Below are 17,336 nucleotides of genomic sequence, written 5' to 3' on the forward strand. Positions count from 1 at the left end.
ACTACTCGAAATATGATAACAGTTCTTTCTTCCGGGCAGGACTAACCATGATCTCCTTGCCGTTATTCAACACTACACTACCTCCCTTTCCCTTCCGGTATTGGGTTATGGCTCCCACATTGACCAGATAGGATTTATGCACACGGACAAATCCATTACCATTTAAAGCATCTTCGAAATACTTCAAGGTCTTGGAGACCAATTTCTTCCTGTCCGTAGTGAAGATATGGGTGTAATTATCGTCAGCCTGGCAATAAAGAATATCTCCAATTTCCAATACTTCAAATCCCGATTGAACCGGTATGGTCATCTTGCCCGATGTAACCTCAGATTTTGGCTTAAGGACCTTTTCAGCCAATTCGGCCTCCTTCTGCCTAATGGCCTTGACATAGTCTACCGCTTCGATCAATTTGTCGATCGATATGGGCTTGAGCAAATAGTAGGCAGCATGAGCGTTTAATGCGTCAATGGCGTACTGATCATAAGCCGTAACAAAAATGGTCTCAAAGCTGCGCTCTCCAACTTGATCCAGCAGATCAAAAGCATTTCCATAAGGCATTTCTACGTCCAAAAAGACCAGATCAGGGCTTGTACCACGGATCAGTTGCAGGGCCTGTTCTACATTTTCCGCCTCGCCCAAAATCTCGACCTGTGGGCAGTATTTCCCCAGATAACCCTTTAAGATCTCCCTGCTGGTAGCCTCGTCCTCTACGATAATGGTCTTCAACATCATTTAGTCTTTCTTTAAAATTAAGGTAACCTGGGTGCCACGACCGTCACTTTCCAGATCGGATATGGAAACATCCACTTTATCGCTATACATCGTATTGAGGATGGCGATTCGCTTCTTGATATTCCCCATACCTTTGGAATTCTGTTTCTTTTGATGGTCTGTTTTCAAAGCTTTGGAGTGTTCTCTACCAATGCCGTCATCCTGTATCAACACCTCTACTCGTTCAGTGTCCAGTTGGCGGAAACGGATCAACAGATTGCCCTTTTCTTCTTTATATCGCAAACCATGCCATACCGCATTTTCTACATAGGGTTGCAACAACATAGGCGGAATCACAAACTGATCAACCTGCAAGTTCGGGTCCACCTCGAAGTGATAATCAAACTTATCCGTAAACCGAAAGTGTTCCAACTTCACATAGAGTTGCAAAAGCTCGATCTCCTTGGCCAGGGGAATAAAATCCTCTTCACTGTTTTCCAACACGGCCCTCATTAGTTGGGAGAATTCGCTCAGGTAACGATTTGCCGCACGCTCATCACTTTGAGCGATATAGCTGTTCACTGAATTCAGCGCGTTGAAGATGAAATGCGGATTCATTTGAGTACGCAAGGACTTCAGAGCCAGGAGGTCGTTGGCATAACGTTGCTGTCGTGCTGTTTTACGCTGTGTAAAAGCCGTATAAAGCAGCAACAACGCAATAACTACCAAAGAGCCTATGATCCACTTTTGTATCCTATTGTTCTTTTGGATCAACTCCTGGTTGTCTACGGCCAGCTGATACCGACTCTCGTTCAGCTCTCTCTCGTTCTCCAGACTGATTATTCGATTTTGCCGAAGCGTGATCTCCCGGTTAAAACGAGCCGCCTGAGACAGTTCCTGTTCCTTCTGAATGTAGAGCTCGTCTACCACCGAAACATATTGCTGATAGGTTTGAGCAGCCTTATCCAGGTCGCCAAGATCGCGGTAGATCTCCGAGAGCTTCCGTGTGGCATCCTTTTGGACGATCAGATCTTGTTTCTGATCGGCTTCGGAGATACTCTTCTCCAAGAAGGGGATCGCTTCGTCGTATTTATCCTGGGCTACATAAGCATTCGCGATCTTATAATTCTGATTTTGGACCGTCAAGGGATTAATGCCATTGGCATCGATAATTGAATCACCGATCTCCTCTATATCGTCTAAGGCTTCTTGCCGCAGCTGAATCTCTTTGTCAAAATTCTGATTGGAATTGTAGAAGTCCGCAACTCTGTTCTTTTCGGCAGCAGACCGCCTGGTGTTCTCTCTTCCCGCCAGGTCCAGGGAGTTATCAAAGAAGGTAATGGCCTCCTCCAGCTTTCCTTCCTGTGCATAAGATTCCGCGATTTTGGAATTCAGGTCGGTAATCTTGGGTGTAATTTGCCTGGAATTGGCAATCCGAAGCCCTAACTGATAATTCTTCAAGCTCTGTAAGGGATCTGAGATGGAAGCATATACATCACCCAAACCTTCATACACTTCAATTTGCTGGTAGGGACTAAGTTCCAGGTCAAGCAGGCGTTCAAACTCGCCAATACTTTCCTGGTAATTCCCATTTTGACGAAAATTATCAGCCAATTTGATGCGTACGGCCTTGTCTTCTGCGTATTCCAGGCTGCGTTTGTAATTGGAAATGGCCAGGTCATTTTGACCCCAAAAGGCATTGATATCGCCCAGAGTTGAAAAGGCTATGGCATTGCGGTCATCATCTCCACCTCCTTGTATGGATTCCAGAGCCAGGGTCACAAACTCTATGCTCCTTCCAGCATCGGATCTCAAATAGGCCTTGGCAGAGTCAATTGCAGTTTCAAACCCCAATGGATTGCTCGCTTGTTCTGCCAGTTTCTTTTCTGTTGAGGCAAGGGTTGGAATAGGCTCAGCCCGGACCATGACCCGTTGTCTGTCTACCACCTGATAGTAAACCGTTTCGAAGGCATCTGAGCGGAAGATCAGTTCGTCACCCACCGATGCACGGATGCTAAACTCTCCAGCCCTATTGGTCGTGGTGTATTCCTTACCGGCAATCTCCACATTGACCTTGTCAATAGGTTGATCGGTTTCCATATCCACCACCTCTCCCTTGAGCATAAAGGTAGCTGGAGCCTCCAACTCTACACCGATCCCGGACTCCTCCTGGGCGCAGAGTTGTGAAGCAAGTGATAGAAATGACAATATGAATAAACAAAGCCTCATGGACTGTAAACATACATACTTTAAGGGGTTTTTAGAAATAGGTTACAGGCCAAAACCACCGGAAACAGGACCAAAATGACCCTTTGGCTAATCGTATTATTCGCTTTCCTCATTCAAACGGACAGTTCCCTCAATACGACTATTTATGGCAGAATTCTCGCTGTAGGTTAGGTGTCAAATACTAAATCATTCATCATGAAAAATTGGAAAACACTGGCATTAGCCTTTTCACTTCTGGGTTTGGTCGCATGTAAAGCCGAAACTGAAAAACCCATCGCCCAACTGGCCGAGATCGAAAAATCCCCTATTACAAAACAGCATTACATACGCGTAGCCCTGCTGCTGGATACCAGTAACAGTATGGACGGACTTATAGACCAGGCCAAAGCTCAACTCTGGGAGATCGTTAATGAACTCTCCTATGCTCGCTGCCGTAACCAGCGTCCTGATCTGCAAATCGCACTTTATGAGTACGGAAACGACAACCTCAGCTCAGGAAGTGGATATATCAGGAAAATACTCGGGTTTACCTCAGACCTGGACGATCTCTCCAAGGAATTATTCTCTCTGACCACCAATGGTGGTAGTGAATTCTGCGGTACGGTCATACAAGCCTCTCTGAAGGATTTGGACTGGGGTAATGATGACGATGATCTGAAGATGATCTTCATTGCAGGTAATGAGCCTTTCACCCAAGGCAATGTAGACTACAGGGACGCGGCCTCCATGGCCAAGGAGAAAGATGTGGTGGTTAACACCATTTTCTGCGGTGATTACCGTCATGGAGTGGATACGCATTGGCAAGATGGTGCCCGCTTGACATACGGAGACTATATGTCTATTGACCACAACCGCCAAACTGTTCATATCGACTCTCCTTACGATGACCTCATCCTTCAGCTAAATATAAAACTGAACAAAACCTATGTTCCCTACGGTATTCGTGGAAAAGAGAAGGTGGCCATTCAGGTTGCCCAAGATGCGAACGCAGAATCTTACGGCAAGGCCAATGCCGTGGGCAGAACCATCAGCAAAGGATCCAAATTCTATAAGAATAGCAGCTGGGACTTGGTAGATGCCATGGAGGAAGAGGCAATCGTCATCTCGGATATAGAGTCTGATAACCTGCCCGAGGAATTACAGGACATGAACGAAGAGGAACTTACCGAGTATGTGAAAGAAAAATCTGCCGAGCGCGAGGCTATTCAAAGTGAGATCAACGAACTGAACGAGAAGCGTCGGAAATTTGTAGCCGATAAGAAGAAGGCTACGGACAACGGACTGGAAAGTGCCTTGATCAATGCCTTGAAAAAACAAGCCGGTAAAAAGAACTATACCTGGCAATAGGCAGCTGCCGCAGGCCTTTGGGTTTATGTTTGTTCCCGGAGGCCTGTTCTAATTTATGGCCGGACAGTCGCAATCGTACGGTTCCCGGCTTTTGCCAAAGTCGTATCCCAAGGTAAGCTGATGAAATCCGCCACTATCAAACCGAACATTGCCAATCTGATAAGAATAGGTATAGGCGAATAGGAAGTTCTTGTAATTCACTCCCAATACCGGAGTGATATATTGCAGTCGCTGATCCTCAATAGCTGTTCCATCCACATATTCCGCCCCATCGAAACTGGAACGATAGGACAATCCGCCCCACAGGGTCCCGAAGTCCAGGGTTCTGTAAACTTTGGCATTGATATCAACAAAAGATTCACCGGTACGTTCTACCAACTGGAACATCGCAGAAGGTTCTATATCCCAATCCCCTTTATCGATCAGGTAAGCGGCAGACAGTATATAGCGTCTCAGGTTACTGGATTCAAATTCTTCCGTAAAATTATTCCTGTTCTGAAGCAGCACATTCTTTACCGTAAAATGTCCAGAGAAGTTGAGGTAGTTGTAAGAGGCTCCAATATCGATATTGAAATAGGAACTACTTTGAAGGACACCGGAGATAACCGGGTCAAAATCGTTTATATCAAAGGAAGATTCATCCAATTGCGATTGTACCAATCCTACATTGATTCCGAAGGAGAGTTGATTCAGATCTACCGGGGATCTGGAGAACATGATGTGGTGAGCATAGGTTAGATAACCACCGGTCTGGGAATGGAACCCGTTCTTATCGTTAAAGACGATACCCCCTATTCCCGATTGTTCTCCAATCCGCGCATTAACCGAAAGGGTCTGCATATTGGGAGCCTCGTTCTGATCAAACCACTGTTGACGAGCAGTCAATCGGATCTGATTTCGAGCTGCGGCACCAGCCATGGAAGGGTGCAACAAGTATAGGTTATCCGCAAAATAGTCGTGGTAAACCGGAATACCCTCTTGGGAATGCAACAAGCCAATCCATCCAATAAAAAAAATGGCGAACGCTCCTCGAAAATTAATGGGTGCTTTCATTTAGATCCTAAATATAAATCAATCAAAGGAACGCTCGGGTAATCGCTTATCGGAATTGACTTATTAGGTTAACGTAGCGGTCTGTTCGATAATTGTTAATTTGTAGTTGATAGCGCCAATCTTTTGTAATTTTGCAGCAAAGGAAAAATGCTATGAAAGATCAGGGGATACAGATCCAACCGACCTCCAACCCATCCATTGTAAAATTTGTTACGGATCGCTTTCTAACTCAGGCAGAAAGCTTCGAGTTCGGCAATATTGACGAGGCAAAACCCAGCCCGTTGACACAACAGTTATTTTATCTGCCTTTCGTTAAGACGGTCTACATTTCTCAGAATTTTGTCGCCATCGAAAAGTTCGATATCGTCCAATGGGAGGACGTGCAGGAAGAAGTAGCCGATGCCATTTCTGACTACCTGGAATCCGGACAAGCTGTTGTTAACACCGACCAGGCTCCTAAGAAAATTCCGGTGACTGTCTATGCGGAGAGCACCCCAAATCCAGGTGTAATGAAATTCGTGGCCAACAAACCATTGGTCGACGGAACCTTCGAATTCAAGAATATCGAGGAGGCAGTTCATGCTCCTTTGGCGAAAGAATTGTTTGGATTTCCCTTTGTGAAAGAGGTCTTTATCAGTTCGAACTATGTATCGGTGGCCCGCTACAATGTGGTGGAATGGGAAGAAGTGATCATGGAGTTACGGGAATTCATTCGCTCCTACCTGGAAAAGGGCAAAGAGATACTGTCCGATGCAGCACTCGCTCAAAAGCCCGAAACCGGTGTAAACGGTTCCACGCCGTCCTCTCAACGAGAATACAGCGATATCGACCAGGAGATCATGGCCATATTGGACGAATACGTAAAGCCAGCAGTAGCTGGTGATGGTGGCCACATCGCCTTCGATTCTTTTGATCCCAACACCCAAACGGTACGGGTGATCTTGCAAGGGGCCTGCAGTGGTTGTCCTTCTTCTACAGTGACCTTAAAGAATGGTATCGAGACCATGCTGCGCGAGATGATGCAAGGTCGTGTAAACCATGTGGAGGCCATTAACGGTTAAGTCAAAACGGCTTAACTGAAAAAGGTTATTTTTGGACTCAATCCCGGCATTATGCGTTACCTGACCTGCTTGATTCTATTGGCCTTGGTTGCCTGCAATACGTCAAATTCCGATCCTGTGAAAACCTATGCTTACACCAACGACCTGATCAACGAGACCAGCCCCTACTTGCTTCAGCATGCTCACAATCCGGTAAACTGGAAGGCCTGGAACCCGGAAACCCTGCAACAAGCGAGGGAAGAAGGGAAATTGATGATCATTAGCATTGGCTATGCAGCCTGTCACTGGTGTCACGTGATGGAGCGGGAGACTTTCGAAGATTCGACCGCCGCTACGGTAATGAACGACAATTTTATCCCGGTGAAGGTAGACCGGGAAGAGAGACCGGATGTAGACCAGATCTACATCAATGCTGTCCAATTGATGACCGGAAATGCCGGATGGCCGCTTAACGTGATCACTCTACCGGACGGAAGACCCATCTGGGGAGGCACCTATTTTAAAAAGGACGATTGGATCCAAGCCATTACACAGATACAGGAGCTATACGATGAAGAGCCACAGCGGCTGGAAGAATATGCCAGCCGATTGGAGGAAGGGATCAAAACGGTAGACCTGGTCAGTCTGAACACGGCACAGGTAGACTTTAAACAATACGATTCTGCGGGAATTTTCGAGCAATGGAGCGGGCAGTTTGACACCTTATATGGAGGCTTCAAACGAGCTCCAAAATTTATGATGCCTAACAATTGGGCTGCGCTAATGCGGCAAGGCGTTCAGCAAAAGGATGATGAAATACTGGCCCATGTGAAATTCACCTTGGATAAGATGGCCTATGGCGGAATCTACGACCAGGTTGGTGGTGGTTTTGCTCGCTATAGTGTGGACGAAAGATGGCATGTTCCCCATTTTGAGAAAATGCTCTACGACAATGCCCAGTTAGTGAGTTTGTACAGTGCTGCTTATCAGTTGACGGGAGATCCACTTTACCAGCAGGTCGTTGAAGAATCCCTGATCTATATCGAGCGGGAAATGACTCATCCGGACGGAAATTTCTATTCCTCCCTGGATGCTGACTCTGAAACCGAATCAGGAGAATTAGAAGAAGGCGCCTACTACATCTACAGCAAGGAGGAACTTCAGCAACAGATCGGAAATGATTTCGAACTGTTCGCCAATTACTACAATATCAATGATTACGGTCTTTGGGAAGAGGAAGGGAAATATGTCTTGATCCGTACCAAAAGCCATGTGGATGTGGCCCAAGAGGCGGGAATAAGCGCGGATGAACTAATGGCCAAGGTCAATTCCTGGAAATCTACTTTGTTAAACTTCAGGGATCAGCGGATCCGGCCACGTTTGGACGATAAGTCCCTGACCTCTTGGAATGCGCTTATGCTTAAAGGGTATGTTGACGCTTACAAGACCTTCGGCAAGGAAGAACACCTTCAAACGGCCATTAAGAATGGGCAATTCATCCAGGAAAAGCAACTTCAGCAAGATGGCCGGCTATGGCACAGTTATAAAGACGGACAAAGTACCATCAATGGCTACCTGGAAGACTATGCCGCCACCATCGAGGCCTTTATTGCCTTGTACGAGGTAACATTGGATATGAACTGGCTGAACCAGGCCAGGTCCATGGCCAATTATAGCTTTGATCATTTCTTTGATGCGGAAAGTGGAATGTTCTTTTTTACCTCAGACCAAGATGATGCCTTGATGAATCGTACCATCGAATACAGGGACAATGTGATCCCGGCCTCTAATTCGACCATGGCGAAGAATCTCTTTGTTCTGGGGCACCATTTTGATGAGACCAGATATGGAGAAACGGCCATGCAAATGCTAAAGAATGTACAGGCGGATATGGAAACTTATCCAAATGGGTTCTCGAACTGGTTGGACCTGCTGATGAACTACCAGGAGAACTACTACGAAATTGTTACGGTAGGAGACGATGCCCAGTCCATCTTAAAGGACCTGAACACTCGTTATATCCCCAACAAGCTGATCGCGGGAAGTACCTCAGCAAGCCAAGCCTATCTGTTGGAAGGGCGATTTGTTCCCGGTAAAACCTTTATTTACGTCTGTGTGAATAACGCCTGTAAGCTTCCGGTAATGGAAGTGGATAAAGCCCTGGAATTGTTAGAATAAGGGTCTAGCCCGGCATAAAGTCCTTGAGGTAATAGGGCTCAAAATAAGCGACATCCTCAAAACGTTCGGAATCGAAGAACTTTTGAGCTTTAGAGGCCATAGCTCTGGCTGATGGTTGGAGTTCTGTATTAAAAACTGCATTTGGATGCTCACAGATCTCCTTAAACTTTACAGCACCACCACCTAAAAAGGTCATTTTTCCTTTCTCTAGTTGATCAGAAAACGAATCACCCCCTAATACCTGGGCTCGTGTGGGCTCCAAAATTTGATGGTCCTGATCGTAAACTGCAGTATAAACTTCCATTCTGCGCGCATCCAACATAGGAACAATTAGTCCCTCGGCATCTACTTGCATAGCCAGGTTATCCAGGGTAGGAATGGCGATCAGAGGTATGTCCAAGGAGAAGCACAGTCCCTTTGCCGCCGAAACACCAATACGCAGCCCAGTATAAGAACCAGGGCCTTTGGAAACGGCGATAGCACCCAGTTCAGATAGGGACACACCTGCCTGGTCCAGCATCTGCTCTATAAAGACGTGCAGGCTTTCCGAATGCGAATAGTTGCGGCCATTGTCCTCCTTAAACGCAGCAACGCTTCCATCTACTGAAAGCGCTACTGAACAATTCGTACTGGCCGTCTCCAGACAAAGGATACGGGTCATTATTCTTCAGTGTTTTCCTCCTCTGTGGCAGGCTTGTTGTCTCCCTCCACACTGATCTTATCTCCAGTCTTCAGTAACTTGGTTACCGTGTTGTACGGCCCGGTGATCACCTCGTCCTCTTCGGACAAGCCGGTAACCACTTCGATATTGCTGTCGTCCTGAATTCCTGTGGTTACCACACGCAACTTCGCCTGGTCGCCATCACGGACAAACACACATTCAAATTTTTCGTCAAGGACATTCTCGTCAGAGGCTGCGTTTCTGCGCTGTCCGGTAGTATCATTCTTGATCACGATAGCACTTATTGGCACCCCGATCACGCTCTCTTTCTTGTTGGTAATTACATCGACTGTGGCCGTCATACCTGGTCGGAAAGGCGAATAGTAATCCGGCTTACCTTCCGTTAGGTCTGCATAAGATTCTGGAACGATTCGAACTTTCACCTTGAAATTGGTCACCTGGTCAGCGGATAGTACATCTTCCGCAGAGTTAGCGATCTCCGTCACTATTCCTTTGAACTCTCTCTTGAGATAAGCATCTACTTCTACAATGGTAGAATCGCCAATGGAAACCTTGACAATGTCATTCTCGTTCACATCAACCTCTACTTCCATATTGTTGAGATTGGCAACGCGGATAATTTCGGTACCCGCCATCTGGGCTGTACCCACAACTCGCTCTCCAAGTTCTACGGACAGCTTAGAAATGGTTCCGCTACGCGGAGCAAAAATTGTGGTACGAGCCAAGTTATCACTGGCTTGCTTTACATTGGCCTGTGCGCTTTGCACGCTGTAGTAAGCCGACTCACGATTGGCCTGGGCAATTTCATAGTCTGCTACAGAACGGTCCCATTCGGCCTTGGAGATAACCCCTCGGTCGAACAGGGATTTATTCCGGTTGTAATTAAGTTCGGCATTCTTCAGATTGGCCTCTGCCTGGCTTAACTGAGCTTTGATATTCTGCAAAGTAGCCTGGGTCTGGTTCAGACTGGATTGGATCAGGTCGGGGTTGATGCGCACCAACAGATCACCTTTTTCTACCTGTTGCCCTTCGACAACCGGTAATTCGATAATCTCACCGGAAACTTCGGAAGATAACATTACCTCAACCTCTGGCTGTATCTTTCCTGTAGCCGCAACGGTTTCTATGATATCGATCGGTTCGATCTTCGCAGTAACAACTTCCTTTAGATTAGTGTCCTTTCCAAACCACCCGGCCTTCTTACCACCAATCAGAACGATCAGTAGAACAACTGCCGCGGCGACGATCCAGATTACTTTTTTATTTTTCATGATAGTGGATGGTTAAAACTTCAGCTCTGTGGCCGGAATCCCGAAGTAAAGTTCCAGCACCTTCAAGCGGAAGATATAGTCGTATTTCGAACGATTGGCTTCTACAAGCGCATTGTCATAAAGCAGTTTAGCCTGACTGAAGTCAAATGAGTTGGTCAAACCAACATCGTATCGTTGTTGTGCATATTCAAAGGCCAGTTGCTGAGATTCCAGGGCAGTAGAAGCAGCCTCAAAGGCCTTCATGGAGCCCCTGGCGTCTACATAAGCCTGGTAAATGTTGGATTCCAAGTCCAATTTGGCCTGTTCCAGCAGATACTCTTGTCTCTTCACATTGACCTTGCTTCTTTTTACATTATTTCGAGCAGAGAGTCCATTAAATATAGGAACATTTAACTGCAAACCATATGAAATACCATCGTTACTCCAAAGCTGTTCCCAATAAGGTAAAGGAGAAAGTTCAACCAAAGAGGAGTTGGGTACTTCCGCGATAACGGCATCACCAGTGGTTTCTACCACCCCGATCTGAGTTGTGATTGTCGGGTTATCCGGATCGATAAAAGATCCTATTCTCGCCCTATCAGATTCCCTTGTGTTATAGTTAAAGAAACCATTTATTGTAGGGTAATAAGCACCTCTGGCCAATTGCAGGTCTTTCTCTGCCAGGTCATAATTAGTCTGGGCGATCTTCACTTCCGCCCGGTTCTCCTGAGCCGCAGCGATGATCTCAGAAATATCCTTGGCTGCGATTCCTTCATCTATGATATCGTATCCCTCATCCTGAATATCGAAAGCCTCATAGTCCTCGATCAGTAAAAGCTGAGCCAGGTTGATCAGTGAAATGCGAACTGCATTCTCACCTACCACGATATTTTGCTTTTCACTGGCATCGGTCGCCTTGATGTTCAGCAGGTCTCCTTCCGGCAGAACTCCAGCGTCTACCAGTTCCTGGGTACGCTCTATCTGCTCCATGGTCACAGCATTTTGCTGTTTGGAGGCTTCCAGGTTCGCTTTGTTAAGCAGTACTTGCAAATATGCGTTGGCCACAAACAGGGAAATATCGTCAGTCATCTTCTTCAGGCCATATTGAGCACCCAATTGGGCGATCTCTGCACGCTGCAGGCTTCTGAGGTTTCTCAAACCACGGAAAATGCTCAAACCTACTGTTGCGCTGTAAGAAGAGTTTCGGGAAGTCTGGTTGACTAGGACCCCGGTTACTACGTCCTGGGTAAGACCCGTATTCCAGTTATTACCTATGGAACCGTTTAGAGATGGCAGGTAATTACCAATGGCATCCGATTTTCCGATATCAGCCTCTTCGATGGCTAATTCCGATTGTTTGATCGAGATGTTGTTCTCCAGGGCGTATTCCACGCATTCCTGTAAGGTCCATTTCTTATTTTGACCAAAGGCTGTTACAACAGCCATTAGGGCTATCAGCAATAGGGTATGCTTCTTCATAAGACTCATAGTTGATGAATTTGTCTTGGGAAGGACAAAAGTGTTACAATAAAGTGTTAAAATTATCGGCGGCCGAATTGTTGGGCAGGCTTAATTTGGTTCCAGACCTTGATCTTATCGTCGGCTGTGATCCCACTTACGACCTCGACCAGGATACCATCGCTGATGCCTAATTCTACATCGCGACGCTCAAATTGCTGGTCACCTGTCTCTACCTCAACAAAAGGTTGTTGTGTCTTGGGATCGTACTGTACCAGTGCCTCTTTAATGGTCAGAACACTGTCTGCTCTGGCCAGGATGATGGAGGCGTTGGCACTCAGTCCTGCCCTAATAAAGGTGGTGTCGTTCATGGCCAGGGTACCTTTGATATCAAACTGAATGGCTCCGTTCTCGCTAACTCCCTTTGGAGCGATATAGTCCAGAACAGCATCAAACTTTTGGTTCTCGATGGCTCCAACGGTGATCTCAAGTGGAAGATTTTCACTGATCTTTCCAACTTCGGATTCGTCCACCTTACCTTCAAAGATCATCTTATCGACGTCCGCAAGGGTCGCGATGGTAGTACCATCGTTAAAGTTGTTGGCTTCGATCACCTGGTTTCCTGTTTTCACTGGTACATCCAGTACCATTCCGGACACAGTGGCCCGGATCTCCGTAGTCGCCGCAGATCCCAAGCCGGCGGTCGTACCAGTACGGATGATATCGTAATTCTGACGAGCTGCGGTCACATTGACGCGCTCCTGCTCATAGCGTTGTTTGGCCTGGTTGTATGTTAACTGTGCCTGATCGAACTCATTGGCAGAGATCACTCCCCTATCGTAAAGTCCTTTCTGACGATCGTAGATACTTTGCTGATTCTGATAAGCCAACCTCGCGGTTTCCATGGCGGTTTCCGCCGAAGCAATTCCGTTCTTGGCGCTGGTCAGGGAAGCTACATTTGGCACCACTTTTACTTTGGCGATCAGATCACCATTTTGAATGATATCCCCCGCTTCTACCATGATCTCATCGATAATACCAGAAATATTGGGTTTGATCAGTACTTCTTCCTTGGGCACTATACTCCCGGTAGCCACGGTCTTCTTGACTATGGTTCCTTTTTCGGCAGTCTGAGTGGTATATACTACAGGATCCTCCTGGTTCTTTTGCCACAGGTAATAGAGCGATATGGTAAAGACTACCGCAATGCTGACAAGTATAATGATGGTTACTGACTTCTTCATGATTGTTTTATTGTAGTTGTTGATGAATTTATTCTGTTCGTAAGGCGTCCACAGGTTTGACGCGAATTGCATTTTGGGCCGGGATGAATCCCGCAAATAATCCCGAAACGATCAGGATGATCAGCGCGGTCATGACCACCGAGATATCTACACTGGGGTTCATGAACATATCCACTGGGCCGGTTGCATCCAATACACTGTTAATCGCATAGATCACCAGGGCTCCCAAGGAAATTCCGGCCATACCGGAGATAATGGTCAAAAAGATGGACTCCAATAACACCTGACCACGGATGGACCAAGGCGTAGCGCCTAATGCGCGTCTAATTCCGATCTCCTTGGTTCTTTCTTTTACAACGATCAACATGATATTGGAAATACCTATGATCCCGGATAGTAGGACCAGGGTCCCAACAAAATAGGCGATGATCTTCAGGGCAAAGAATAGTCCCTCGATCCGACTGTATTGCTCGTAGAGGTCAAAGTTTCCTATGGCCCGATCGTCATCCGGGTGGATGGTATGTCGTTGTTTTATCACATCGAAGACCTGAGTCTTCAGTTCTGTAATGGAAGAGCCGTCTTCTGCCGTAATGGCCATCCAGCCTACTCGATCTCCCCGGTTGAATGCCTGGGAGAATGAGGTGAAAGGAACATAGATCTCTTTCTGGTCTTCCTCGGAGTCGCCTCCCTGACCTTTTTTCTTATAGGTGCCTATTACAGAAAAATTGACCCCGTTGATCTTGATATAAGTCCCTATGGGATCTTCTCCGATCGCATACAAGGAAGTCTTAACTCCTTCTCCGATAACGGCTACTTTTCTTTTCTCGTTGATATCACCATAGTTGATAAAACGTCCACTGGTAATATCCATGGGTTGCTGCTCGATGATCTCCGGGTAATCTCCATATACGTTGAAGGCACCGGCATTCAAACCTCTCACCACATTGTTACTCCCGCCAAATCCACCTAATTGGTTTCGAGGGGAAACAAAGCGCATATTGGGAACATTGTCCTTGATGGCCTGAACATCTCCGATCTTATAACTGAATCGACGTCCTTTGGGCAAACCTTTGTAGGGCTTCGAAATGGTCTGTGTCCACATGAACATGGTGTTGGTGGCAATGCCATCGAAGTCGGACTTGACTCCGTTCTCCAATCCCTTTCCTGCAGCAAGAAGGACTACCAGGATAAAGATCCCCCACAATACACCAAATGCCGTTAATATGGTTCTGAACCAATTGGTACTTAGAGCCTCTAGTATCTCCGACCAGCTATCTCTGCTAAATAAACTACTCATCGCGTAAGGCTACTATAGGTTTGATCCTAGCTGCCCGCCAGGCCGGGAAGAATCCAGCCAAGGCACCTGCCAGAATTAGAATGAATACAGTGGTAACTGCCACCTGGAAGTTTACCGAGGGGTTGACTATATAATCGATCTCAACGTTTGGTCCGATAATCTCCAACAGGCCCATACTGGTGATCAGCCCCAGGAAACCTGCTATAGCCGTTACAAAAATACTTTCGTGAAGCACCATCATGATAATGGACAGCGGCTGGGCTCCAATGGCCTTTCTAATCCCGATCTCCTTGGTGCGTTCCTTGACAATGATCAACATGATATTACTTACCCCGACCACCCCGGCTATAATGGTACAAATACCAACTACCCAGAAGAATAGTTTGATCATGGCCATCAAATCGTAAAATCGCTTGGCCTCTTCTAAGGTGTTGAATACATTAATGGCTGAGGGATCTTCAGGCGCAACGATATGTCGTTCCTTTAAGAAACTCTCGATCTCCTGAGAGAAGGTAATGGACTGCTGCAAGGCCGCCGCAAAATTCTCTTGTCGTTGCAGGGTAAAGCCCAGGTTACGGACCTTATTCCCTCCGTTGAATACACGTTGGGATGTAGAAAGAGGTAGGAAGATTCGTTGCTCTTCACGCTCTCCTCCCGGATCGGTATAAACTCCAATTACTTTGAAGTTGATTCCATTGAGCTGTATTTGCTCTCCAACGGCAGATCCTCCTTCTGTGAAAAGGTCTTTGTATACTTTTTGACCAATAACAATCACCTTTTCGTAATTGTCCTGATCGTCATAGTTCAAAAATCGGCCTTGGGTGAGGGAAGCGTTCTCAATAAACTGGTAGTCCGGATATACTCCTTCTACCCGGTAGCTTCCATTTTCATTCTTGTAGGTTGCAGCCCCACTCCATATACGGTATACAGAAGATTTGAATTCAAGATCATCCTCGTATTTCTTGATCAGATAATCGTAATCCTCGTTTTCCAGTTCGATAAATCGACCCGGATTAAGGCCTTTATGCTCAACGGTGGTAACTCCGGTCCAAACCGCGATACGGTTAGTGGCGTCCTGTTCGAACTCCTGGGCAATTCCATTCTGCATACCCTGTCCAAAACCTAACAGAATTACCAGGATAAAGATCCCAGAGGCCACAGAAAGACCTGTCAGGAAAGTTCGCAACTTATTCTTGCGAATGGTATCAAAAATCTCCTGCCATCGTTCGATATTAAACATGAGCTACTGGTTTTGCAGGAACTTGATTTACAACCGAATCGTCGATGATCACTCCATCTTTCAAATTGACTATACGCTTACACATATGGGCGATATCGTCCTCGTGGGTAACTATAAGTATGGTCTTTCCTTCCTCATTGATCTTCTGGATGATATCCATAACCTCATACGAGGTAGTAGAATCCAGGGCACCTGTCGGTTCATCGGCAAGTAAGACCTTGGGGTCACTGGCTAATGCTCTCGCGATAGCTACCCGTTGTTTTTGACCCCCGGATAATTCATTCGGCAGGTGATCGGCCCAATCTGCCAGGCCTACCTTCTCCAGGTAATGCATGGCTCGCTCTACACGCTGACTTCTTTTAACTCCTTGATAATACAAAGGCATGGCTACATTATCCAATGCATTCTTGTAAGTGATCAGGTTAAAGGACTGAAAGATGAATCCGAGAAATTGGTTGCGGTAACGCGCTGCCACCTTCTCGTTCAGATCTTTGATAATCTTACCGTCCAGGGTATAGGTACCCTCATCGGCCTCGTCCAGCATTCCTAAAATATTCAGTAAGGTAGATTTTCCAGAACCGGAAGATCCCATGATGGCGACTAATTCGCCTTCGTTGACGTTAAAGTCAATTCCTTTAAGCACATGAAGGGAATTGCTCCCCATCTGATACGACTTTTGTAAGCCTTTGATCTCTATCATAGTAAACAGTTCTCATGCAAAGTAACTCCCTTTTAGGGCCTTACATTGCAAAATTCTTGTTAAGACTTACCGTGTATGGTTAGTGAAAGTCTTCGGGTATAAGACTGTTTCAAAAAATTAATGTTACAGTAGCGAACGTGAAGAAACTGTTAATTTTCCTCCTATAGAGCCCGTTTACGCATTTTGTAGATAGCATAACCTATTCCTCCAACCAATAAATAGGGAAAGATCATCAGATAGATGATACCATTATTGATCCCTTTCGCGGCCTCATTGCCTTCTTCACTCTCCAAAACAGCCCGGCACATGGCACATTGAGCTTCGACAGGCAGCACAGCAAGTAGCAGCAAGATTAGCGATATGATCAAAGTGCGTATCATGCAGGATAATAAGGCGAGATCATTAAATAGACGATAACCCCCGTAATGGCAACATAGAGCCAGATAGGAAAGGTGATCTTAGCGATCTTCCGATGCATCTCAAATTTTCCGTTCAAGGCCCGAACATAGGTGATCAGTACAAAGGGAATCACCCCGATAGACAGCAGTATGTGGGTGATCAGTATAAAGAAATAGACATACTTCATGGCCCCTTCTCCGCCATAAGCTGTAGAATCTGAGGTCATGTGATAGGCCACATACATTACCAGGAAAAGCGCGGATAGCAGGATGCAGGTCTTCATCAGACTCTCATGCCTCTTCCGATTACCCTTCTTGATAGAAACCACTGCCGCAATCAAAAGGACGGCAGTTAGGGCATTAATACTGGCATAAATGGGAGGGAGAAAGCCCAAACGATCCACACCTGGTATCCGCACCGAAAAGAGAATGGCCACGGCCAATGGGATCAATATAGAAAGTATCCAGATCCACTTGTTGTAATTTTTTTCTGCCGTTCTGTCCATCC

The 17,336-nt window shown here is 46.3% G+C and carries 15 protein-coding genes; 3 read left to right on the top strand and 12 right to left on the bottom strand.

Going from position 1 to position 17,336, the window contains the following annotated elements:
- Window position 1: 1 nt before the first annotated feature.
- Both BST85_RS09675 and BST85_RS09680 read right to left on the bottom strand, forming a co-directional pair.
- A complete protein-coding gene (locus BST85_RS09675) occupies window positions 2–733 on the bottom strand; it encodes a LytR/AlgR family response regulator transcription factor (RefSeq protein WP_104813056.1) in 732 nt (243 codons plus the stop codon).
- Window positions 734–2,941: a histidine kinase gene (locus tag BST85_RS09680; RefSeq protein ID WP_104813057.1), complete on the bottom strand. Its 2,208-nt coding sequence runs from the start codon at window positions 2,939–2,941 to the stop codon at window positions 734–736.
- 195 nt (window positions 2,942–3,136) lie between these two features.
- On the opposite strand from BST85_RS09680, the gene BST85_RS09685 reads away from it, so the two are divergent.
- Complete coding sequence (locus tag BST85_RS09685; RefSeq protein WP_104813979.1) at window positions 3,137–4,288, top strand: vWA domain-containing protein; 1,152 nt, start codon at window positions 3,137–3,139, stop codon at window positions 4,286–4,288.
- 48 nt (window positions 4,289–4,336) lie between these two features.
- Here the strand turns inward: BST85_RS09685 and BST85_RS09690 are convergent, their stop codons facing one another.
- A complete protein-coding gene (locus BST85_RS09690; RefSeq protein WP_104813058.1) occupies window positions 4,337–5,341 on the bottom strand; it encodes a PorP/SprF family type IX secretion system membrane protein in 1,005 nt (334 codons plus the stop codon).
- Window positions 5,342–5,493: 152 nt separating this feature from the next.
- On the opposite strand from BST85_RS09690, the gene BST85_RS09695 reads away from it, so the two are divergent.
- Complete coding sequence (locus BST85_RS09695) at window positions 5,494–6,402, top strand: NifU family protein (protein ID WP_104813059.1); 909 nt, start codon at window positions 5,494–5,496, stop codon at window positions 6,400–6,402.
- Window positions 6,403–6,453: 51 nt separating this feature from the next.
- Window positions 6,454–8,559, top strand: a complete 2,106-nt coding sequence (locus BST85_RS09700; protein ID WP_104813060.1) for a thioredoxin domain-containing protein — start codon at window positions 6,454–6,456, stop codon at window positions 8,557–8,559.
- 4 nt (window positions 8,560–8,563) lie between these two features.
- On the opposite strand, the gene tsaB is transcribed toward BST85_RS09700, so the two are convergent.
- The 9 genes from tsaB to BST85_RS09745 all read right to left on the bottom strand — a co-directional run bounded on the left by tsaB (window position 8,564) and on the right by BST85_RS09745 (window position 17,334).
- Window positions 8,564–9,220, bottom strand: a complete 657-nt coding sequence (tsaB, locus tag BST85_RS09705) for a tRNA (adenosine(37)-N6)-threonylcarbamoyltransferase complex dimerization subunit type 1 TsaB (RefSeq protein WP_104813061.1) — start codon at window positions 9,218–9,220, stop codon at window positions 8,564–8,566.
- A complete protein-coding gene (locus BST85_RS09710) occupies window positions 9,220–10,512 on the bottom strand; it encodes an efflux RND transporter periplasmic adaptor subunit (RefSeq protein ID WP_104813062.1) in 1,293 nt (430 codons plus the stop codon). The genes tsaB and BST85_RS09710 overlap by 1 nt, the downstream gene beginning before the upstream one ends.
- A gap of 12 nt (window positions 10,513–10,524) precedes the next feature.
- Complete coding sequence (locus BST85_RS09715) at window positions 10,525–11,970, bottom strand: TolC family protein (protein WP_104813980.1); 1,446 nt, start codon at window positions 11,968–11,970, stop codon at window positions 10,525–10,527.
- Window positions 11,971–12,032: 62 nt separating this feature from the next.
- Entirely contained in the window at window positions 12,033–13,193 is a 1,161-nt protein-coding gene (locus BST85_RS09720) for an efflux RND transporter periplasmic adaptor subunit (RefSeq protein WP_104813981.1), read from the bottom strand.
- A 28-nt stretch (window positions 13,194–13,221) separates the two neighbouring features.
- The gene (locus BST85_RS09725) at window positions 13,222–14,490 is read right to left on the bottom strand and encodes an ABC transporter permease (protein ID WP_104813063.1); all 1,269 of its coding nucleotides are present in this window, start codon (window positions 14,488–14,490) and stop codon (window positions 13,222–13,224) included.
- On the bottom strand, window positions 14,483–15,730 hold the full coding sequence (locus tag BST85_RS09730) for an ABC transporter permease (protein WP_104813064.1): 1,248 nt from the start codon (window positions 15,728–15,730) through the stop codon (window positions 14,483–14,485). The genes BST85_RS09725 and BST85_RS09730 overlap by 8 nt, the downstream gene beginning before the upstream one ends.
- A complete protein-coding gene (locus BST85_RS09735) occupies window positions 15,723–16,430 on the bottom strand; it encodes an ABC transporter ATP-binding protein (protein ID WP_104813065.1) in 708 nt (235 codons plus the stop codon). The genes BST85_RS09730 and BST85_RS09735 overlap by 8 nt, the downstream gene beginning before the upstream one ends.
- A gap of 161 nt (window positions 16,431–16,591) precedes the next feature.
- A complete protein-coding gene (locus tag BST85_RS09740) occupies window positions 16,592–16,810 on the bottom strand; it encodes a hypothetical protein (RefSeq protein WP_104813066.1) in 219 nt (72 codons plus the stop codon).
- A complete protein-coding gene (locus BST85_RS09745; protein ID WP_104813067.1) occupies window positions 16,807–17,334 on the bottom strand; it encodes a DUF420 domain-containing protein in 528 nt (175 codons plus the stop codon). Before BST85_RS09745 ends, BST85_RS09740 begins: the two co-directional genes overlap by 4 nt.
- Between the last annotated feature and the right edge of the window lie 2 nt (window positions 17,335–17,336).

Origin of the sequence: Aureitalea marina (assembly GCF_002943755.1) — a bacterium.
In the GTDB taxonomy this organism is placed as follows: Bacteria; Bacteroidota; Bacteroidia; order Flavobacteriales; family Flavobacteriaceae; genus Aureitalea; species Aureitalea marina.